Below are 20,024 nucleotides of genomic sequence, written 5' to 3'. Positions count from 1 at the left end.
TCTTCGTGGCTCGCGGCGTCGCGGCGTCGCGGGTGAGCGCCCGCGCGCGGCGTCGCCGGCAGAGGGCTCCGTCCGTCTCCATCTCCGCGGCCGCGTCTCCGACCGCGGCAGCGCACATCAGCCCCGGCCGTGGCCTCGCCGCGCGCGCGTCCGTCGGCGATAAGGCGCGCGGCAGGGGGGCGCGGCGGAAAGCGGCGCGACGGGCCGCTCGTCAGCTTTGGACGGGGCGATCTGCGGAAGGTGGGGAGGGCGTTCTCGGTCGATGCGCGCCGCCGGCGGGGGGCGGCGCGAGGTCCGCGGGGGCGGACGATGCTCAGCGGTCGGGGGCGCCGGCGCAGATCCAGTCGTTGATCGTCTTGATCTCGGCGTCGGGCAGCGGCGTGCCTAGGGGCATCCTGAACTCGTCAGGGTCGCACAGGTCGACCCCCTTCAGCTTGTTCATGAGATAGCTGCTGCTCGGCATGAACGGCACGACGAGCGCCTTTTCGCTGGAGCACGAGCCGGCGTCCTGATTGACGATCGCGGAGACCGCCGCGGCCGTGCGCAGATCGAGCCCGCCGGCCGGCGAGCTGGCGTTGCCGTGGCAGTACTGGTTCGAGCAGCTCCGCTCCAGGATGGGCGCCACATCGGCGAAGGTCGCGGTGTCCGGGCCGCAGGCGGGATCCAGCGGAGGCGCGCCGCCGGCGCCCGCGGTGGTGGCGCCGCCGCCCGCGCCGCCCGCGCCGCCCGAGCCCGCGGTGGTCGTGGCGCTGCCGCCCGCGCCGCCGGAGCCCGCGGTGGTCGTGGCGCTGCCGCCCGCGCCGCCGGCGCCGGCGGTGGTGGCGTCGCCGCCCGCGCCCGTGGTGGCGGCGTCGCCGCCTGCGCCGCCGGTGGCGGCGTCGCCGCCGGCGCCCGTGGTGGCGGCGTCGCCGCCCGCGCCGCCGGAGCCCGCGGTGGCGCTGCCGCCGCCCTGGCTCGAGCTGCTGGCGCTGTCGGTCGTGCTGGCGGCGTCGCCGTCGTCCGAGCCGTCGCCGCCGCCGCCGCCGATGCCCCAATCCTCTGGATCGATGTTGAGGCCGTTGCAGGCCGTCGCCGAGAGGCCGATGGCCAGGCACAAGACCAGTCGAAGCGGAGTGTTATAGTAAAGCAAGGTAACCTCTTCATGGTGATGGCCGCGCGACGTTCGCCGCTCGACCGATTCATGAAAAGATTAGAAAGCACGCGAGCGCGCGCGACGCAATGCGCGATGCTGGATGAGGGGATCGTTTATGTGACGACGATACTGCAATGCAATCGCGGCGCTGGACATCGATGGCTGTCGCGAGCTCCTGCTGTTGTGCGCATACAGGGGGTGTTGTCGTTCATCTGGAGAGCTTTCCGCAGGAAGATGGGTGTTGGAAATATCTATCGAGTCGCGCTGCGTGTCCCGGATTCATGTGCTGTCGACGGGCGGAGCCCGCAGGCGGGGATGGGACAGCCGGCTGGGACGCCGGAAAAATCTTCTGCTCTCCCGGCGTCCTCGGCGTCTTGGCGGTTTTTTTTCCGGAGGGACGCACTCGGGCGCGGTCCAGGGCCAGCCCATGTCGGGTGCGCCTCGTCCGCCCGACGTCGCGAGCGGCCGATCTCGATCCGTGAGCGATTCTCGATTCAGCGCTGCTTTCTCGCGAGAGGGGACTGAATGAAGATCCTCTGTCCGGCCGACGTGTGCAGCGTGGCTGTACGACGGGATGGACCTGCCGCCCCTGCCGCCGCAGCAACCCCGCAGCCGTCTGGCCCTCGCGGCGGCGCTCGTGGTACGTCGTGCGGGTGACCGAGCCCACCCCCGATCCTGCCAGCATCCCCACGCTCGTCGGCCGTTCGAGCTCCCATTTCACGCGCGTCGCGCGCCTCTTCGCCGCGGAGCTCGGGGTCGCCTGCGCCTTCGAGGTCGTCCCCGATCTGCGCTCCGTGGACGCCGCGGATTACGCGGGCAACCCGGCGCTGCGCATGCCGATCCTGCGGACGGGGGCGACCACGTGGCTCGGCTCGCTCAACATCTGCCGCGAGCTCGCCCGCCGGGCGCCCGCGCCGCGACGCGTGGTCTGGCCCGAGCACCTCACCGAGGCGCTGACCGCGAACGCGCAGGAGCTCGTCGTGCAGGCGATGGCGACCGAGGTCACGCTGATCATGGGCCAGCTCGCGGGGACGCCGAAGGAGGACGCGCAGCTCGTGAAGCTGCAAAAGAGCCTGCTCAACATGCTCGCCTGGCTCGACGACAACATCGAGGCGGTGCGCGCCGCGCTGCCCCCGGAGCGCGACGTCAGCTACCTGGAGGCCTGCGCGTTCTGCCTCGTCACGCACCTCGAGTTCCGGAAGCTGCTGCCCACGAGCGGCTATCGCGCCCTGTCGGCCTTCTGCGACGACTTCGGCCAGCGCGCGTCGGCGCAGGCGACCGCGTACCGCTTCGACGCGCCGTGAGCCCGCCCGGCGCCGGCGAGGCCCGCCGCTGGTTCGGCGTGTCAGAGATCCCGACGGCTTCCGATGGATCCCGACGGTGAGGCGCCGCAAATTCGTCCTTGGGCGGATCCACCAACCGCGCGGTTGGTCCCCGGTTTGACGGAACCACCTCCACAGGTCGAGATATCCTGCCCCTGTTCATGAGGGTGCCCTCTTTGACGCCGCCCTCCTTGCCCGATCCATCTGGATCGAGCGCGATGGCACCAAAGCAACCCGATCCTGCGCTGGCCCCCAGCGCCACGCCGAACAAGGCAGCGCTGAGCTTGCTGCTCAGCCAACTCCCGGTGATCGGTGGAGGCATCACGGCGGTGCTCCACAGCCCGCTGGCAACGTGGGCCAAGGAGCACCCGGGCACAACGACGTTGCTGGTCCTCGCGTACGAGGCGTCGCTGATGGTCGGCGGCGTCCTCAAGAAGGTGTGGAGCAACCTCGAGCCGGAGGTCGTCACGGGGCTGACCGACGGCTCACGGCACCTCGCCGGCGCCGCCCAGGCGAGCCTGCTCAACCTCGTCAGCAGCTACCGGCGCCGCTACCTCCGGCGGCTCCTCCTCGATCACCGGAGCTTCAACGTCCGGGGCCTGCGCACCCAGGGCGCCTTCACCATTCACCTCGATCAGGTCTTCGTCGAGGTCCGCATCACGCCGAACAGCGCGCAGCAGGTCAGCTTGAGCCCCCTCGGCGGAAAGGAGCTCTCGGGGAACCGCACCATCTGGGACTTTTTGAGCCGCACCGCCCAAGGAGAAGGGGAGGCCCTCGCCCTCCTCGGCCCCCCAGGCAGCGGTAAGACGACGCTCCTCCAGCATGTTGCTCTGACCCTGGCCGCCCATCGCAAACGCCCTCACCGGCTCCGCGCCTTGCTCCCGATCTTTCTTTCGTTGCGTGAGCATACGGCGGCGTTCGTCGCCGCGTCGCCGTCGTCGCTGGGCGACCTCGCGCAGGCGTACTTCGCGAAGAAGCTCGGCGAGCCGCCGCCTCCGCGCTGGTTCGAGCGACAGCTTCAGGCTGGAGCGTGCGTCGTGCTGTTCGATGGCCTCGACGAGGTGGCGGACGACGAGGCCCGCGCCCGCGTCTCGTCCTGGGTGGACCAGCAGATCGCGGCCTATCCGCGATCGCCCTTCGTGCTCACCTCGCGCGGTGGCACGAGGCGCTCTGCCTCTATGCGGCGCAGGGCGATGCTTCCGCCTTGATTCAGGCGAGCCTCGCGCTGGACACCGTGCCCGCGCTCGCGCTCGCGAGCGAGTGCCTGGGGGAAGCGCAGCGCCTTGAACCGACGTTGCGCCTCGAGGTGGAGCAACGCCTGGTGGCCGATCTGGAGTCGAAGGACGATCAGCGACGGCGCCTCGCCATGGAGGTGCGCCTGGCGTGTCGCCTGCGTACTTTCCAGAGGATCGACGACACCCGCGAGATCGATCCCGGTTACATGACCTGCGCGGAGTACCAGCTCTACATCGATGATAGACGCCGGGAAAGAGTCTTTACGCAACCAGATCACTGGAGCTCGGAGTCGTTTCCTCGGGGGCGCGCACGGGCGCCTGTCGCGGGCGTCCACCTGGAGGACGCTCGTGCGTTTGCCGGGTGGCTCACGGCACGTCATGGGGGCGATGTGATATACCGTCTGCCCACCGCGCAAGAGGCGTCTCAGCACCCTGCCAGCAGCACTGAGCCGATGGCTGCCTGGTGCGCCAGCGATGGCGCGATCGGCTTGATCGGGCTCACCGGTGCCCAAGAAGATTCATTGCAGCAGCGGATGCAGGACCTCTCCGGGCTGCTGCTTCGTCCGTCAGTCGCTCGCATGCCTGAGCTCTCGCGCGCCTTGGCCCTCGCGCGTGACGGCAAGATCGTCGCACAATCGAATGTCGCGCTCATCCAAGCCCTGAGCCGCGACAACGACGTCGAATAGGCCAAAGCCGCCAAGCGGATCGGGGACTCCATCGAGGTCGGGATCCGCAACCCGGACCGCGCAGGCGACCGCGCCGTCAAGGCCAGCTTCGCGTTCGACCTCAACGGCGCCGTCGCCCGCGCCCTTGCCCTCGGCCGCGATCTCGCCCTCGACCGCAACGTCGTCCGCGCCGTCAAGGTCGAGCCGAACGACATATCGGATTTGATCAAGGCTATCCTGGCAGACGAATTCAGTGGGCCGGTGCTCGCGCTGCTGCGCGACCTGCACGATTTGCTCACGCTCCGCGCTTCGCTGGCGCGCCGTCGAGCGTGCTGCCGGTATCTCGCCCATCTTGTGGAATACTTGCATCGCAAGCGATTGGGGCCGCTCCCGCGCCAGCAACACACCGATGAAGGAGCTCACCCTTCGCACGAGCGAAGAGCGTCCCATTCAGCGCCGACGGATGCCCCCTCGGACGATGCCGGCAACGCTCTCCTGATGGTCCACTGGTGGGCCCACCTCACCCTGGCTCGCATCGACGGCATCGTGCCCGCCTGGGAAGGCATCCGGCTCGTCCGTGAGCGTCGGGCGTAGCGGCGAGGAGCTCTCAGGTATGCCAGAACGCCTTGGCGCGTCATTCGAGGAATGGACCGCCGAGGACGCCGAGAGTCACTTCTCGCTGTCGAGCATCGCCATCATCGGCGCGGGGTAGCGGGTGCCGGCGATCTCCTCCGCGGGGACGGCGGCCTCGAGCTCGGCGACGTCGGCGGGCGAGAGCGCGATCTCGAGGCCGGCGAGGGCATCCTCGAGCTGCTTCCGCGTGCGCGCGCCCATCGTCGGGATGATCGTGACACCCTGCGCGGCCCCCTTGGCGCGGACCCAGGCGACCGCGAGCTGCGCGGGGGTGACGCCGCGCCTCTCTGCGAGCCGGACGAAGGCGTCGACGAGCGCCTGGTTCTTCCGGCCGTTCTCGCCCGAGAAGCGCGGCAAGTGGGCCCGCATGTCGCCCGCGCCGGCCGGCTTGCTCCCGGCCAGCAGGCCGCGCGAGAGCACGCCGTACGCGGTGACCGCGACGCCGAGCTCGGCGAGCGCGGGGAAGATCGTCGCCTCGGGGCTGCGGCTCACGATCGCATATTCGATCTGGAGGTCCACGATCGGGTGCACCTTCGCGGCGCGGCGGATCGTCTCCACACCCACCTCGGAGAGGGCGATGTGGCGGACATAGCCCGCCTTCACCATGTCGGCGATGGCGCCGATCGTGTCCTCGATCGGCACCGCAGGGTCCAGGCGCGCGGGCCGGTAGACGTCGATGTAGTCGACGCCGAGGCGCGACAGGCTATGGGCGAGGAAGCTCTTCGTCGCGACCGGACGGGTGTCGAAGCCGATGAAGGTGCCGTCGGGCGCGCGCAGGCCGCCGTACTTCACGCTGAGCACGACCTTGTCGCGCCGGTCCTTGATCGCCCGGCCGACGAGCATCTCGTTCTTGCCCATGCCGTAGAAGTCGCCGGTGTCGAGGACGTTCACGCCCCGATCGAGCGCCGCGTGGATGGTCGCGATGCTCTCCGCCTCGTCGCTCGCGCCGTACGGGCTGCCGCCGGCCATGCTCATGCAGCCGAGGGCGAGGGGGAAGACGGAGGGGCCAGTTTTGCCGAGCTTGGTGGTGTTCGTCGTTGTCATGCAGTTACCCTAGGGGCTCGCGTTTCATTGCTCCAATGAATAGTATGTATTCTTGACATGCCTGATATTTATGGAAAGGACCTCGACCTGAACCTGCTCCGCGTCTTCGCCGTCGTCACGGAGGCGGGCAGCGTCACGGAGGCGGCGAGCCGGCTGTACCTGACGCAGCCGGCGGTGAGCGCCGCGCTCCGGCGCCTGACCGCGACGGTCGGCGCGCCGCTCTTCGTGCGGAGCGGGCGCGGGCTCGCGCTGACGAGCCGCGGCGAACGGCTGCGCGCGGCGCTGAAGCCGCACCTCGACGCCCTGATCGAGGCCGCGCTCGCGCCGCCGAGCTTCGACCCGAAGACGTGCGAGCGCACCCTCCGCCTCGGGCTCTCCGATACGGCCGAGGTGTGGCTGCTCCCGCCGCTCTTGCGCGCGCTCGAGCGCGAGGCGCCGCGCATGCGCGTCATCGCCGTGCCCGTGCAGTTCCGCACCGTGGGCGCGGCGCTCGCGGGCGGCGTCGACGCGGCGATCACGGTCGCCGACGATCTGCCCTCGAACGTCCGCCGAAAGCGGCTCTTGAAGACCGGCTTCACCTGCCTCTACGACCCGCGCCACGCGCGCCTGCGCAAGCTGACCGAGGCCGAGTACTTCGCGCACGATCACGTCATCGTCTCGTACAACGGGGACCTGCGCGGCTTCGTGGAGGACGCGTTCGGCAAGACGCGGAGGATCCGGTGTTCGGTCGCGACCTTCTCCAACCTGGGCGCGCTGATCGACGGCACCGCGATGCTGGCGACCGTGCCCGAGATCGTCGCCGCCGACATCCGCGCCGTCAGGCCGCACCTCCGGACCAAGCCCCTGCCGTTCGAGATCCAGCCCGGGTACATGGAGCTGCTCTGGCCCGCCGCCACCGACGACGACGATGCGTGCAGGTTCGCGCGGGAGAAGATCGTCCAGATCGCGCGGCCGCTGAGCAAGGGCTGACCGGCCTGCCGGCCCTCTCGACCCCGGGCTCTGGCCATGAGCTCACCTATGCGCGCGCGAAGTAGGTGCCGTGCTCCAGGTCGGCGAGCAGGCCGGGCTGCGCGGGCTTCCAGCCGAGCCGCGCCTGCGTGAGCGCGCTCGTCGCGGGGGTGTCGAGCGCGAAGAACCCGCCGAGCCAGCCGAGAGCCTCCCTCGGGACCGACGCGACCGGCAGGCCGAGCTTGCGGCCGATCACGCCGGCGATGTCGCGGGTCGGGATCCCCTCGTCGCCGACCGCGTGGAGCCGCGCGCCGGCCGGCGCCTTCTCGAGCGCGAGGACGAACAGCCGCGCGGCGTCGAGCCGATGCACCGCGGGCCACCGGTTCTCGCCGTCACCGACGTACCCGGAGCGCCCGGCCTTGCGCGCGATCTCGATCAGCATCGGGACGAACCCGTGGTCGCCATCCCCGTGGACCGATGGCGGCAGCCGCAACGAGGACACCCGCACGCCGCGGCTCGCGAACGAGAGGGCGAGCCGCTCGGAGGCGGCCCGCAGGCCGCCGGTCGACTCGTCGGGCGTCTCGTCCTCGGTGACGACGCGGCCCGGCGTGAGGCGCGCAATGCCGCTGGCGATGACGAGCGGGCGATCGGAGCCCGCGAGCGCGCCGCCGAGCGCCTCGATGGCGCCGCGGTCCTTCGCGCAGTTGTTGGCGTAATCGTTGAAGTCGTCGTGGGAGAACGCGCAGTGGATCACCCCGTCGCAGGCGGCGGCGCCGCGGCGCAGGACATCGAGATCCGTGAGATCGCCGCGGTGCACGTCGACGCCGGCGCCGGCGAGCTTCTCGGCGGACGCGTCCGAGCGCGCGAGGCCGAGCACGCGGTGGCCGGCGCGGACGAGCTCGGGGATGATGGCAGAGCCGATGAAGCCGCTGGCTCCCGTGAGGAAGACACGCATGAGAGACCTCCTTGGTTCGAGATCCACCATGGCACCTGCGCGGCGCGCGCGAAATACACGGCCGTCTCCAGTTCTTGCCCGATCGTCTACGCGGGGCTAGGCTGCCAGGGTGATCGCCGCGCGCGAACGGCTGAAGGACCTCATCGCACGGTGGTGTCCCGACGACGGCGTGCACGCCTCGCCGGTGCCCGGAATTTCTTGCATCAAAGTCTCGCGCCCGCAGCAGCGCGCGAAGCGGCACTGGCGCGCGTCGATCTGCGTCGTCCCGCAGGGCACGAAGGAGATCCTGCTCGAGGGGCAGGTCTATCGCGAGCGCGAGCCGCACTACGTCGTCAGCCCGATCGACCTGCCGGTGACGAGCCGGGTCGTGGGCGCGTCGTCGGCGCAGCCGCTTCTGTGCCTGAAGCTGGACTTCGATGCGGGCGCGCTGCGCGAGGTCGCGGCGCAGCTCGACCGCGCGCGGCCGGACGACGTCGAGCGCCCGGGGCGCGCGATCTTCATCGGCAGGGCGAGCGACCGCATGCTCGACGCCGCGATCCGGCTGGGCGCGCTGCTCGCGACGCCCGACGACGCGGCCGTGCTCGCGCCGCTCGTGACCAGGGAGCTGATGTTCCACCTGCTGAAGGGCCCCGACGGCCCGGCGATCCGCCAGCTCGTGCGCGCGGGCAGCCAGGCGCACCGCATCGCCGAGGCGGTCCATCGCCTGCAGTCATCGCTCGACGAGGACGTCGATATCGACGCGCTCGCGCGCGCCGCGGGGATGAGCCGCGCGGCGTTCTTCAAGCGGTTCAAGGAGGCCACCGCGATGAGCCCGCTGCAGTACCAGAAGCGCCTGCGCCTGCTCGAGGCGCGCCGCCTGATGGTCGAAGAGGGCATGGGCGCCGAGGTCTCGGCCTACCGCGTCGGCTACACGAGCGCCTCGCAGTTCAGCCGCGAGTATTCGCGCATGTTCGGCAACTCGCCGCTGCGCGATAGCCGCGCGCTGAAGCAGGCGTCCGCGGTCGTTCAGGACATGTAGTCCGACCTCCTCGCCTGGCATTCGGGCGTGGCCGCGAAGCGCGCGTCGCGCGCTTGTGATCGCGCGTCCTGGTCGGTACGCTGCGGCGATGCGTCTCCGCGCTTGTCTTCTCATTGCCGCGCTCGCCGGGTGCGGCGGATCCGTGACCACTCCCCCGGAGCCTGGCAGCTCCGAGGGCTCCGGGGGCAGCGATGGCTCGGGCAGCAGCTCGAGCAGCGCGGGCGCTGCCCAAGACGCTGGGCCCGGCGACGCAGGGCCCAGCCGGATGGTTCCACCCGGCCAGACCTTCTCGCAGACGAGATGCGGAGGGGGCGGGCTCGTGCTCTTCGTCGAGATCTGGCCGGACGCCGCCTCGGCCTGCGTGCCGTCATCCAACGTGAACACGGAGGACGTCCTCGTCCTGGGGATCGGGGATTGGGACGGTCAACCGGGCACCTTCGTCGTCGACGTCGAGACGCCTCGGGGCACCGCGCGCGCGAGGAGGGGGCTCGACGAGGTCGAGGGCGAGATCACGGTCGAGCCATTCGTCGGCACGCCCTCGGGCCTCTCGTGGGATCTCTCCGTCGGCTCCGGCAGCACGGACCTCGCCGTGTGCGGGCGCTTCGAGGTCACCTCGTGCGATCCAGCCGGCTGAGGTCGGCCTCGCGGAACGAGAGATCGTGCGTCCTTGTCCCGGGCGGGGGTATCGCCCGCGCGCGCGAGCCCCTGCACTCTCGGCGCTGGCGCTTGCGTCGAGCCGCGGACCTGGTTACGTCGGCGCCTCCGTGACGCACGCCCCCTCGCCCTACGGTGTCCTAGGCCACCTCGACGTTCCCCTCGGCCTCGGCCTGCTCCGGCTGGCCACGGAGGGGCGCCCCTCGGAAGACGACGCGATCGCCGTCATCCACGTTGCCCTCGAGCAAGGCATACGCCTCCTCGACACCGCCGACTCCTACTGCCTCACCGACCGCGAGGTCCACTATGGAGAGCGCCTCGTCCGCAAGGCGCTCGACGCGTGGTCCGGCCCGCGCGACGACGTGCGCGTGATCACCAAGGCGGGCCTCACCCGACCCAAAGGGCGATGGGTCCCGAACGGCGGCCGCGACCACCTGCGCCGCACGGTCGAGGGCAGCCTGAAGGCGCTCGGCGTCTCGCGGATGTTCATGCTCCTCCTCCACGTGACCGACCCCAGGACCCCCCTCGAAGAGAGCCTCGCTGCTCTCGCCGAGCTCCAGAGAGAGGGCCTCATCGAGCACCTCGGCCTCAGCAACACCTCCATCGCCGAGGTCCGCCAGGCCGAGCGGCATTTCCCGGTGCGGGCCATCCAGGAGGAGCTGAGCGTCCTCGATCGCGGCAGCGCCGCCCGGGGCCTCTTCGAGCTCGCCAGGCAAATGGGCATCCCGTTCCTCGCCCACCGGCCGCTCGGCGGTCACGCCAAGGTCGATAGCCTCCTCAAGAACCGCGCGATCAAGCCCATCGCCGCGCGGCACGGCATCACGCCCCAGGAGGCGGCCCTCGCGGCCCTGCTCGATCTCGGCCCCCCCGTTCTTCCCCTGTTCGGGGCGACGAAGCGGGAGAGCGTCGAGTCCTGCTTGCGCGCGCTCCGGGTCCCCTTTGGCGCGCGCGATCGAGCCGACCTCGCGAAGACCAGCTTTGCGCCCACGGCCGATGTGCTGGCCTCGGTCGCGCCCCCCGTGGTCCCCGCCGGCCTGCGCAAGCTCGAGCCCGGAGAGGGCCCTGGCGACGCGCCCGAGGTGGTCGTGGTCATGGGGATCCAAGGGGCAGGCAAATCGTCGGAGGTCGCCCGCTACACGGCCAAGGGGTACGCGCGCCTGAACCGCGATGAGCTCGGCGGCACGCTCGACGGCGTGGTCAAGAAGCTCGGGGAGCTGCTCTCCTCGGGGCAGACGCGGGTGGTCCTCGACAATACCTACGGCACGCGCGCGTCGCGCTACGCGGTGCTCCGGATGGCGCACGCGCACGGCGTGCCCGTCCGGTGCCGGTACCTGGCCACGCCCATCAACGAGGCCTACGCGAACGTCGTCCTGCGCGTCCTCGAGCGCTACGGCAAGCTGCTTGGCCCGGAGGACATGAGAGCGCTCGGCAAAGAGGATCCCAACCTGCCGCCGCCGCAGGCGCTCTCGCGGTGGGCCGCGAATTTCGAGGCGCCGCACGCGGATGAGGGGTTCTCGGTGGTCGAGGAGATCCCGTTCGCCCGGCGCGTCGATCCGCTCTTCACGGGCAAGGGCCTGCTCCTCGACGTCGACGGCACGCTGCGGAGGACGAAGAGCGGCGAAAACTACCCGCGCGACCCCGACGACGTCGAGCTCCTGCCCGGTCGGCGCGCGGTCCTGGAGCGCTGGGTCAACGACGGATACACGCTCTTCTTCGTGTCGAACCAGAGCGGCATCTCGAAAGGATCGGTGACCGAAGCGGCTGTCCTGGCCGCGTTCTCGCGGACGATCGAGCTCCTCGGCCTGCCCGTGGCCGAGGTCGTGTACTGCCCGCACCCGGCGTTTCCGGTCGGCTGCTTCTGCCGCAAGCCCCTGCCGGGGCTCGGGGTAGCGCTGATCCAGCGCCACAAGCTCGCGCGAGAGCACCTGGTCATGGTCGGCGATATGGAAAGCGACCGGGAGTTCGCGCAAGCGCTCGGGGCGAAGTACATGACGGCCGAGGAGCTGTTCCCGGGCGCGTGAGCGCCCGCGAGGGAGAGCTAACGGGCGCCCGGCGCGCTCCCCGTGGTGGGCGCCGCGCGGACGCGCCGGGCGCCGGCCCCAGGCTCGCGAGCTTTGCGGCCTGGCGGCTCGCGGTCGTGTAGTCGCGCCCGGCGCGGTCCGAAAGCTCGACCGCGCCGGTCGGCCGGCCCGAAGCGCTCGATCCCCACCAGCAGCGCGGAGGCGGCTCGTTCCAGGGAGATGCCCCGCCTCCCCGAGCAGCGCCCGATCGCGCTGCGGCTGCTTCATGAGCGCGATCGGATCGACCGCGGCTCCGTGGAGCTCGCGGAGCTTCTTTTGTGCGATGGGTGTATTTTGCACAAAATTTCTTGACGCTCCGGGCGGGGCGACTATATGCATAGTACACATATCTGAGACGCAGTCGCGCAAAACGCGGCTCCTTACCAAGCGCCCGGATCCTCCGCTCGTGAAGGATCCGGCTGCCCGGAGGTCTCATGCCTGCTTCAAGACGTTCGCGTTCCGTCGCCCGAGTCTCGCGGTCCGCCCTGACCCTCGCCCTCGCCCTGCCAGCCGTCGCCGCGTTCACCGGCTGCTCCGGGGGCGACGAGCCCACGGAGCCCCAGGCTGCCGGGAGCACCCCCACGTTCCACAAGGACGTCGAGCCCATCCTGCAGAGGAGCTGCATGAGCTGCCACTCCGAGGGCAACATCGCGCCCTTCAGCCTTACCGCGTACGACGACGCCAAGGCTGTCGCGGCGCTCATGGTCCAGTCGACAAAGGCGGGCACGATGCCGCCCTTCGCCGTGCGCGACACGGACGAGTGCTCGACCCGTCACGCGTGGAAGGGCGACATCCGCCTCTCCGACGAGGAGATCAGCACGCTGGAGGCCTGGAGCAAGGCCGGCGCCCCCAAGGGTGATCCGAAGGACGCGCCCGCCTCGTTCGTGCCGAAGAGCCCCGAGCTGCCGGGCATGACCCTCGAGGTTCATCCGAACGAGCCCTACGTCACCTCCGGTGAGCAGGACGAGTTCCGCTGCTTCGTCATCGATCCCGGGCTCACCGAGGACCAGTACCTCAATGGTGTACAGATGGTGCCCGGCAACCACAAGGTCGTTCACCATGGGATCATCTCCATCGATCCGGAGGGGACGTCCGCGAGCCAAGCCGGCCCCGACGGGAGCTTTCCGTGTGGCGCCGGCGACGTCCCGATGGGCTTGGACGTGGACATGGGATCGCTCCAGATGCTCACAGCCTGGGCTCCCGGCACCGACCCGGTCGATCTGCCCGAGGGGGTGGGTCAGCTGATCCCGAAGGGGTCGCTCATCGTGATGCAGATTCATTACCACCCCGCCGGCACGACGGCCGACCCGGACCTGACGCGCATCCAGCTCAGGCTCACCAAAGAGAAGCCGAAGTACGGCTTCCTGTACCACCTGATCGGCAACTTCGACGATCCGGTCAACGAGTTTGGCTTCGGGCTGCTCCCCGGGCCGGGCGACAAGGACGGCGTCGAGTTCCTGATCCCCGCGGACAGCAAGAGCCACGTGGAGACGGAGCAGCTCACGGTCCCGGCCCCGGACTCGCCCGGAGCGGAGCAGATGCCGTTCCCGCCGGGCACGCGCATCTATGGCCAGTTCCTGCACATGCACTACCTGGGCTTCGACGAGAAGGTGACGGTCACGCGGGCGAACGGCTCACCCGATCAACCCGAGGAGGAGTGCCTGGCGCACGCGCCGAAGTGGGAGTTCGGCTGGCAGCGCTCGTACTCGTACGACGCGCCCATCGAGACGCTCCCGACGCTCGAGCCGGGCGATGTGCTCCATATCCGGTGCACGTACAATAACTCGACGGAGAACCCGTACGTGGTCAAGGCGCTCAAGGAGGCGAATATGGTCTCGACGATCGACGTGACCTACGGCGAGGGGAGCACGTTCGACGAGATGTGCGTCGCCGGGCTCTCGCTCGTGTACCCGATGCCCTGACGGGAGCGGAGGCGGGAGGGGGATATCGCTATCGACCGGTCGTCGCCGCGGCAGCGAGCGTCGCGGCCCGCCGCCCCTCGGCCCGTCGCTCCGCCATGGCGCCGCCATGGGGGATAGCCCGGCGGGTTGTCGAAATTCGCGGCAAAAACGCGCCGTCACCGCGTGGCGTGCGCGTGCGGTGTCGGCGCCGTGCGGCCAGCGCGGCTCGCACCACGGGCGTCGTCTACGAGCGCCGTCGCCCCGAGAAGACGACGCTCTACGAGATCGTGCGCGACAACGTGGAGACGCTGTACGGGGCCATCGACTATAGCGTCTCGCGACGCGCCTCCCGGGCCAGACCAACGCCCGGACGGACACTTGTGCCCCACGGCACGCCGATGACATCTCCCATGCGCATCTCGGCTCCCCGTGTTATCTGAGAGCTCGCATGAGCTTGCTTACAGCCGTGAGTCAACGAACTCGCCGCCGATCGCCAGCGGCTCGGCCCGGCGCGGGCGGCCGCGGGGCGGGCTCGGCGGGAGGCGGCGGGGCCCGCGAAGGTAGTATAGCCGGCGCCTCCCGCGGCGCTATCGGACGGTCGGGCGCCGCGTCGGCCGGCGGTCCGGCGGCGAGCGGCGGCGGCGAGACGCGACGAGCGGCGCGGCGCCGAGATGCGAGCGGCGGAAGCCAAGGCGACCAGGAGGCGTGCGGCGTGGCGGTTCCCGTGACGTGCGGCTGGCCCGCGGCGCGGCCTGCCCGGCCGGTGCGACGAGCGCGGCCGCGGCGCGCTGGAGTGCGGCGCGCGGAGGGCGGCTCGCATGAGGGTGCCTGGCCGGATCGATGGCGCGATACCGGACCGTGATCCGAACGAGGCGATACGAACGAGGAAGGATCGAGATGAGCAAAGAGACGCAGCGCAACGAGATGGCAGCGAAGACGGTGGTTCACCAGGTGCCGGGCATGGACGCGGTGGTCGTCCACAAGGACGTGCCGTACCGGGGGACGGAGGCGGGGGCGCTGACGATGGATATCTATGCTCCGCCGGGATCGAAGGGCGGAGAGCGGAGGCCCGCGGTGGTCTTCGTGTCGGGGTATCCGGATCCGGGCCTCGAGGCGGTGTTCGGCTGCAAGTTCAAGGAGGTCGGGCAGTACACCTCGTGGGGCCGGCTGCTCGCCGCGTCGGGCCTCGTGGCCATCACCTACACGAACCGGGATCCGGTGGCCGATCTCGACGCGCTGCTCCGGCATGTCCGGCAGAATGCGTCGTCGCTCGGGATCGACGAGGGCCGCCTCGGCGTGTGGGCCGGCTCCGGCAACGTGCCGAGGGCGCTGGCCGCGCTGATGGAGGGCGCGAGCGGGCCGTTCAGGGCCGCCGTCCTCGCGTATGGCCTGATGCTCGACGCCGGGGAGTCCACCGCCGTCGCGCAGGCGGCCGCGCAGTTCGGGTTCGCCAACCCGTGCGCGGGCAGGTCGGTCGACGATCTCCCGCGGGATCTGCCGCTGTTCATCGCTAGGGCGGGGCAGGACCGGACCCAGCTGAACGAGACGATCGATCGCTTCGTGACCGGGGCGCTTTCGCGCAACCTGCCAGTCACGGTCGTGAACCACCCGACGGGTCCGCACGCGTTCGACATCCTCGACGAGAGCGAGGCGTCGCGCGAGGTGGTGCGGAGGATGGTGGAGTTCTTGAGGTTCCACCTCCTGACCTAAATAGCCGACCCTGATTCGGCAACGGGCAAAACCATGACAGCCTGGAGATCATTCGCCGAAAAGGCTGGGACCGGCCTCCTCAGGACGGCTTAGTGCGCCCGTCGATTGCCGATTCGTGTTCGCCGCTCGCGGCAGGCCCTCAGGCGACCGGCTTCTGGCAGCTCGCGCGGTGACCGTCGTGCAACGCACGTCCGGCGACATGCGGCAGGCCGTTTTCCTAGAGGTCGATGACGACCTTGCCCTTCACGTGCCGGCCGGCCTGGAGCTCGACCGCGGCGCGGATTTGCTCGACCGGGAAGCTCGCGGCGATGGGTACCCGCAGTCGGCCGGTCGCAATCAGGCCAGCGAGCTTTTCCAGGGCGCCGGGGGCGGCGTTGGCGCCGTTGGCTGGTGTGATCCCGTCGACCTGGGCGGCGATGGTCGTGATGCGCGTGTCAGGGACGCCGAGTGCCCTCGCGGCGTGCGCTGTCTCCGTTCCATGAAGGTCGATCGCAGCGGTGATACCGCGGGGAGCGACGGCACGGACCCGGTCCGCCAGGCCGCCGCCGTAGGCGACCGGCTCGGCTCCGAGAGCGCGCAGGAAATCGGCCGATGTCGCCGATCCCGTCCCGATCACGCGCGCCCCTGCGATCCGGGCCATCTGGACGACGAATACCCCGACTCCGCCCGCCGCGCCGCCGATCAGCACGGTGTCGTCCGGCCCAAGCTCGACCACGGCCAGGGCGGCGGATGCCGTGCGTCCGGCGATCGTGAGGGTGGCGGCGGTGCGGTCGTCGACGCCGTCGGGGGTGTGATGGGCCTCGTTCGCCGCGATGCCCCCGGTCGGGTCGACCACCACGAAGTCGGCGACCGCGCGGGACAGGGCGCCGCCGAACACCCGGTCGCCAGGTGCGAAGCCGGTCACCCCGTCACCGACCTGGTCGACGACTCCCGCGTAGTCGGTCCCGAACCCGGCCGGCAGGCTCAAGCCGAACCGGGCGGCGGTGTCCGCATCAGCGGTCATGAACCAGTCCATCGGGTTCAGCCCGGCCGCGGTGACCCGAACACGGACCTGTCCCGGTCCGGCCTGCGGAGCTGGAACCTCACGGATCTCCAGAACTTCGGGGCCGCCAAAGGAATCGAGCCGGACCGCCCGGCTCCTGCTCGTCGATGGCTGATCGCTCAGTTTTTGCATGCTCTCCTGTCCCCTTGGAACGACGGAACGCACTGAAACGGACTATGCTCCGTTTCCATGGATGACCGCAACACAAAAAACGGAGCGCGCTCCGTTTTGACTGAGGCGGAGAACCGCGCACCACGGGCGGACGCAACCCGTAACCGCGATCAGTTGCTCGCGGTGGCGACCCGCGTGTTCGCGTCGGCTGACACCGAGCCGTCGATGCGTGCGATCGCCCGCGAGGCCGGGGTCGGCATCGCCACGCTCTACCGGCACTTCCCCACCAGAGAGTCGCTGGTCGATGCGGTCTACCGGAGCCAGGTCGTGCGGCTGACGACCGGCGCCCGCGCGCTGCTCGACCAACTGCCGCCGGCCGTGGCGATGCGGCGCTGGATGGACCTGTTCGGCGACTGGATCGCGACCAAGAACGGCATGCTCGACACACTGCTGGCGATGATCGAGACAGGCGAGATCGCCCACGACCAGACCCGAATCGAGCTGCTCGCGGCCATCACCACGATCCTCGACGCCGGCCGCGCGGTGGATGACCTCCGCCGAGACGTCACCGCCGAAGACATCGCCGCGAGTCTCATCGGCATCTTCACGGTGGCCCCCAAGCCCCAGCGAGGAGCTCTTGCCAGTCGCCTGTTGGACCTCCTCATGGATGGACTGCGGCCTCCAGTCCGCCGGTAATAGCAACGCTGCTGCCTGCTGGGAGAACAAGAAGTCCAATGGGGGTCCGCGCGAACTCACATCGATCGCAGCGTGGGCGCACAAGACAGCCCTCGTTGCGATGCTCGAAAGCTAGCAAGACTGCTGCTGTTTCCGGCGACCGCTCGTCAACGGCCGGTCTTTCTGGCGGGATTTCTGACACGCGGAGCTCGCCGGTGACGCCGGATGCCGCGATCGGTCGCTCACGCGCGCGCGAGCCACGCGTCGAAGCGGAGGGCTCCGAGGCGCGGGGCCGGGCCGGGGGTGAGCGAGCGGTCGTCGAGCTGCGCGCCGAAATACTCGGCTGCGGCGTCCGAGACGACCTTGCGCGGGTCCTTCTTCGCCGCGAGCCACCGGCGGCCGAGCTCGTCGAGGCCGAGCGGCTCGGGGCCGGCGAGCTCGATCATGCCGTTCCTGGGCGGCTCCTCCGCGATGGCTGCCAGCGCGGCCGCCACGTCGTCGGCCGCGATCGGCTGGAGGAGGGCGGGCGTCAGCGTGGCCGTATCGCCCTTGGTCGCAGCGTCGACGATCGCGTTGACGAACTCGAAGAACTGCGTCGCGCGCACGATCGTGTACGGCACCCCTGCCGCGCGGATCGCCGCCTCCTGCGCCACCTTCGCGCGCATGTAATCGCTCGTCGGCAGGCGGTCGACCCCCACGATGGAGAGCGCGACGTGATGGCGGACGCCCGCGGCGGCCTCGGCGGGCAGGATCACGCCGGCCGCCCTCTGGAAGAAGCTCATCGCGGCATCGGCCTCGAACGAGGGCGCGTTGACGACGTCCACGACGACCTCGGCGCCGCGGATCGCCTCGGCGACGCCGGCGCCGGTCAAGATGTCGACGCCCGTGGAGGGCGACGCCGGTGTAACCTCGTGGCCCTTCTCGCGAAGGATCCCGACCAGCTTCTTCCCAATGAGCCCGCTACCCCCGAACACGACGACCTTCATGACGATTCTCCTGGTTCGTGCATCCCGACCGGATGCTCCGTTGCGGGGAGGACCGGACAGCCCGCCGCCTTGTGACAGGTCGGAGCAAGAAAAGTGACGGCGCCCCGCGTCCCCGAAGGCCCGCAGCCTGCGGCCGACCCGTTCTTCGCGCTCCGGCCCCGGCTCCTCGGCATCGCGTATCGGATCCTGGGCAGCCGGGCCGAGGCGGATGACGTCGTGCAAGATACCTGGGTCCGCTGGCAGGCGACCGATCGGGCGACCGTGCAGGAGCCGACGGGGTTCCTGGTGACCGCCACCACGCGCCTGGCGATCAACGTGGCCCAGTCCGCGCGCGTCCGCCGCGAGGCGTACGTCGGGCCCTGGCTGCCCGAGCCGATCGACACGAGCCCCAGCGCGGAGCTCGGCGCCGAGACGCAGGAGGGCCTCGCCCTGGCCGTGCTCGTGCTCCTCGAGAAGCTCTCGCCCACGGAGCGCGCGGTGTACGTGCTCCGCGAGGTGTTCGACTACCCGTACGAGGAGATCGCCGGGATCCTCGACCTCGGCGAGGCGAACGTGCGCCAGCGGCTCGTCCGCGCGCGGAAGCACCTCGCTGGCGAGCGTCGCGCCGCGGTCGGCGTCGAGCAGCAGCGGCGCCTCCTCGAGGGCTTCATCGCCGCCGCGCAGAAGGGGGACCTCTCCGCGCTCGAGCGCCTCTTCGCGGCCGACATCGCGTCGATCACGGACAGCAACGGACGCGTGCGGATGGCGGCCCGCGTCCCGGTGCACGGCCGCGAGCGCGTCGCGAAGCTCGTCGCTGGCTTCGCGAGCCGTTTCTGGCCGGGCACCACCGTCACGTGGCTGGAGACGAACGGCCAGCCGTCCGTGCTCATCCGCCGGGACGGCGTCGCGGTGGCGTTCGCGGCCATCGACGCGTCCGCCGAGGGCATCGAGCGCATCTACTGGATGATGAACCCCGAAAAGCTCGCGACCTTCTAGTGTCTAGTACCGCGGATCAGAGCTCGCGCCAGGGACCTGCCTCGCGAGCGAAGAGAAATAAACGCAAAGACGCAAAGGCGCAAAACTACAAATCTTTTTTTTTGTCTTTGCGCCTTTGCGCCTTTGCGTTGAACTCTCTCTCCGGATCCCTGGCCGGACTTCTGGCAAGCGGAACTATCGCCGCCTGACGGCGCGCCGGCGCTCACCGCTGCTGCCCGATGACGCCGCAGCGCCGCCTCGGCCGGCGGCAGGCGCTGGAGCGCCCTTGCGCGCCCGCTTGGGCGAGGCAGGCGCCTGCGGCGGCGCGGAGGGCGCCCGGAGCCCCGCGAGGAAGGTCGCCAGGAGGCGCTGCGCGCGCGCCGGGCCCTCGGGCGGCTGCTGCGCGGCGAGCGCGATGGCCGTCACCAGGCTCACGATGTCGTCCAGGTCGATGTCGCGCCGTATCTCTCCTGCTGCCTGGGCGAGCGAGAGCAGGTGGGAAGCCGCCGCCGAGGCCGCGCAGCACGCCGGCGAGCCGCCGTGGAACGCGACGCCGAGCGAGGTCGCCAGGCCGCGGTAGGTGCTCGCGTGCGCGACGAACGCCGCGATGAACTCCGAGAGCGCGTCGCCCGGCGGCGCCGACCCCGCGAGCGCCTGCGTCTTCCGCGCGAGCGCGTGCAGCTGATCCTCGACGGTCGCGGCGAGCAGCGCCTCGCGCGTGGGGAAATGCCGGTAGAGCGTGCCGATCCCGACGCCGGCGCGCCGGGCGATGTCCTCCAGCGAGGCGTCGGCGCCGCGCTCCGTGAACACCGCGTCGGCGGCGACGAGGAGCCGCTCGCGGTTGCGCCGCGCGTCCGCGCGGAGCGGGCGTTGCGGCTCGCTCGCGCCGGCAGAAGACGACGCGCTCGCGCCGGCAGAAGACGGCGCGCTCGCGCCGGCGGACGGGGGGGTCGGGGTCGATCGCGCGGAGGGCATTGCA

The 20,024-nt window shown here is 70.5% G+C and carries 18 protein-coding genes; 11 read left to right on the top strand and 7 right to left on the bottom strand.

The window, feature by feature from the left end:
- Positions 1-313 precede the first annotated feature (313 nt).
- Entirely contained in the window at positions 314-1,129 is an 816-nt protein-coding gene (locus tag WMF33_RS29555) for a hypothetical protein (RefSeq protein WP_437331765.1), read from the bottom strand.
- 650 nt (positions 1,130-1,779) lie between these two features.
- Between WMF33_RS29555 and WMF33_RS29550 the strand changes: the two genes are divergently transcribed.
- The 3 genes from WMF33_RS29550 to WMF33_RS29540 all read left to right on the top strand — a co-directional run bounded on the left by WMF33_RS29550 (position 1,780) and on the right by WMF33_RS29540 (position 4,375).
- The gene (locus WMF33_RS29550; protein WP_437331764.1) at positions 1,780-2,436 is read left to right on the top strand and encodes a glutathione S-transferase N-terminal domain-containing protein; all 657 of its coding nucleotides are present in this window, start codon (positions 1,780-1,782) and stop codon (positions 2,434-2,436) included.
- A gap of 236 nt (positions 2,437-2,672) precedes the next feature.
- Positions 2,673-3,662, top strand: coding sequence for an NACHT domain-containing protein (locus tag WMF33_RS29545; protein ID WP_437331763.1), 990 nt, complete (start codon positions 2,673-2,675; stop codon positions 3,660-3,662).
- Positions 3,659-4,375, top strand: a complete 717-nt coding sequence (locus tag WMF33_RS29540; protein WP_437331762.1) for a hypothetical protein — start codon at positions 3,659-3,661, stop codon at positions 4,373-4,375. The genes WMF33_RS29545 and WMF33_RS29540 overlap by 4 nt, the downstream gene beginning before the upstream one ends.
- On the opposite strand, the gene WMF33_RS29535 is transcribed toward WMF33_RS29540, so the two are convergent.
- Positions 4,256-4,777 (bottom strand): hypothetical protein, encoded by a 522-nt coding sequence (locus tag WMF33_RS29535; protein ID WP_437331761.1) that lies wholly within the window; start codon positions 4,775-4,777, stop codon positions 4,256-4,258. The genes WMF33_RS29540 and WMF33_RS29535 overlap by 120 nt on opposite strands.
- Before the next feature lie 246 nt (positions 4,778-5,023).
- On the bottom strand, positions 5,024-6,031 hold the full coding sequence (locus tag WMF33_RS29530) for an aldo/keto reductase (protein ID WP_437331760.1): 1,008 nt from the start codon (positions 6,029-6,031) through the stop codon (positions 5,024-5,026).
- A gap of 57 nt (positions 6,032-6,088) precedes the next feature.
- Here WMF33_RS29530 and WMF33_RS29525 point away from each other — a divergent pair, with 57 nt between their 5' ends.
- The gene (locus tag WMF33_RS29525) at positions 6,089-7,000 is read left to right on the top strand and encodes a LysR family transcriptional regulator (RefSeq protein ID WP_437331759.1); all 912 of its coding nucleotides are present in this window, start codon (positions 6,089-6,091) and stop codon (positions 6,998-7,000) included.
- 46 nt (positions 7,001-7,046) lie between these two features.
- Here WMF33_RS29525 and WMF33_RS29520 read toward each other — a convergent pair whose 3' ends face one another.
- Positions 7,047-7,934, bottom strand: a complete 888-nt coding sequence (locus WMF33_RS29520; RefSeq protein ID WP_437331758.1) for an SDR family oxidoreductase — start codon at positions 7,932-7,934, stop codon at positions 7,047-7,049.
- 109 nt (positions 7,935-8,043) lie between these two features.
- Between WMF33_RS29520 and WMF33_RS29515 the strand changes: the two genes are divergently transcribed.
- From WMF33_RS29515 to WMF33_RS29495, 5 genes are all read left to right on the top strand, one after another.
- Positions 8,044-8,952 carry an AraC family transcriptional regulator N-terminal domain-containing protein gene (locus tag WMF33_RS29515; protein WP_437331757.1) on the top strand — a complete coding sequence of 303 codons (909 nt, stop codon included), beginning with the start codon at positions 8,044-8,046 and terminating at the stop codon, positions 8,950-8,952.
- A 319-nt stretch (positions 8,953-9,271) separates the two neighbouring features.
- Positions 9,272-9,586, top strand: coding sequence for a hypothetical protein (locus WMF33_RS29510; protein ID WP_437331756.1), 315 nt, complete (start codon positions 9,272-9,274; stop codon positions 9,584-9,586).
- Between the two features lie 130 nt (positions 9,587-9,716).
- Positions 9,717-11,627 carry an aldo/keto reductase gene (locus tag WMF33_RS29505; RefSeq protein ID WP_437331755.1) on the top strand — a complete coding sequence of 637 codons (1,911 nt, stop codon included), beginning with the start codon at positions 9,717-9,719 and terminating at the stop codon, positions 11,625-11,627.
- 662 nt (positions 11,628-12,289) lie between these two features.
- Positions 12,290-13,588 (top strand): hypothetical protein, encoded by a 1,299-nt coding sequence (locus WMF33_RS29500; protein ID WP_437331754.1) that lies wholly within the window; start codon positions 12,290-12,292, stop codon positions 13,586-13,588.
- Positions 13,589-14,464: 876 nt separating this feature from the next.
- A complete protein-coding gene (locus WMF33_RS29495; protein WP_437331753.1) occupies positions 14,465-15,277 on the top strand; it encodes an alpha/beta hydrolase in 813 nt (270 codons plus the stop codon).
- A 217-nt stretch (positions 15,278-15,494) separates the two neighbouring features.
- Here WMF33_RS29495 and WMF33_RS29490 read toward each other — a convergent pair whose 3' ends face one another.
- Positions 15,495-16,451 carry an NADP-dependent oxidoreductase gene (locus tag WMF33_RS29490; RefSeq protein WP_437331752.1) on the bottom strand — a complete coding sequence of 319 codons (957 nt, stop codon included), beginning with the start codon at positions 16,449-16,451 and terminating at the stop codon, positions 15,495-15,497.
- A 96-nt stretch (positions 16,452-16,547) separates the two neighbouring features.
- Between WMF33_RS29490 and WMF33_RS29485 the strand changes: the two genes are divergently transcribed.
- A complete protein-coding gene (locus WMF33_RS29485) occupies positions 16,548-17,126 on the top strand; it encodes a TetR/AcrR family transcriptional regulator (protein WP_437339533.1) in 579 nt (192 codons plus the stop codon).
- 221 nt (positions 17,127-17,347) lie between these two features.
- Here the strand turns inward: WMF33_RS29485 and WMF33_RS29480 are convergent, their stop codons facing one another.
- On the bottom strand, positions 17,348-18,091 hold the full coding sequence (locus WMF33_RS29480) for an SDR family oxidoreductase (protein WP_437331751.1): 744 nt from the start codon (positions 18,089-18,091) through the stop codon (positions 17,348-17,350).
- Positions 18,092-18,184: 93 nt separating this feature from the next.
- On the opposite strand from WMF33_RS29480, the gene sigJ reads away from it, so the two are divergent.
- Complete coding sequence (sigJ, locus tag WMF33_RS29475; RefSeq protein ID WP_437331750.1) at positions 18,185-19,066, top strand: RNA polymerase sigma factor SigJ; 882 nt, start codon at positions 18,185-18,187, stop codon at positions 19,064-19,066.
- A 174-nt stretch (positions 19,067-19,240) separates the two neighbouring features.
- On the opposite strand, the gene WMF33_RS29470 is transcribed toward sigJ, so the two are convergent.
- Positions 19,241-20,020 carry a TetR/AcrR family transcriptional regulator gene (locus tag WMF33_RS29470; RefSeq protein ID WP_437331749.1) on the bottom strand — a complete coding sequence of 260 codons (780 nt, stop codon included), beginning with the start codon at positions 20,018-20,020 and terminating at the stop codon, positions 19,241-19,243.
- Between the last annotated feature and the right edge of the window lie 4 nt (positions 20,021-20,024).

Source organism: Sorangium sp. So ce394, from assembly GCF_051474665.1.
GTDB lineage: Bacteria > Myxococcota_A > Polyangia > Polyangiales > Polyangiaceae > Sorangium > Sorangium cellulosum_D.
This window is presented reverse-complemented; position numbering and strand designations above follow the sequence as displayed.

Excerpts from the sequence above, each read along its gene's own strand:
- WMF33_RS29545 (WP_437331763.1), top strand. The coding sequence starts at position 2,673 with ATGGCACCAAAGCAACCCGATCCTGCGCTGGCCCCCAGCGCCACGCCG.
- WMF33_RS29530 (WP_437331760.1), bottom strand. The coding sequence starts at position 6,031 with ATGACAACGACGAACACCACCAAGCTCGGCAAAACTGGCCCCTCCGTC.
- WMF33_RS29525 (WP_437331759.1), top strand. The coding sequence starts at position 6,089 with ATGCCTGATATTTATGGAAAGGACCTCGACCTGAACCTGCTCCGCGTC.
- WMF33_RS29520 (WP_437331758.1), bottom strand. The coding sequence starts at position 7,934 with ATGCGTGTCTTCCTCACGGGAGCCAGCGGCTTCATCGGCTCTGCCATC.
- WMF33_RS29500 (WP_437331754.1), top strand. The coding sequence starts at position 12,290 with ATGAGCTGCCACTCCGAGGGCAACATCGCGCCCTTCAGCCTTACCGCG.
- WMF33_RS29495 (WP_437331753.1), top strand. The coding sequence starts at position 14,465 with ATGAGCAAAGAGACGCAGCGCAACGAGATGGCAGCGAAGACGGTGGTT.
- WMF33_RS29490 (WP_437331752.1), bottom strand. The coding sequence starts at position 16,451 with ATGCAAAAACTGAGCGATCAGCCATCGACGAGCAGGAGCCGGGCGGTC.
- WMF33_RS29480 (WP_437331751.1), bottom strand. The coding sequence starts at position 18,091 with ATGAAGGTCGTCGTGTTCGGGGGTAGCGGGCTCATTGGGAAGAAGCTG.
- WMF33_RS29470 (WP_437331749.1), bottom strand. The coding sequence starts at position 20,020 with ATGCCCTCCGCGCGATCGACCCCGACCCCCCCGTCCGCCGGCGCGAGC.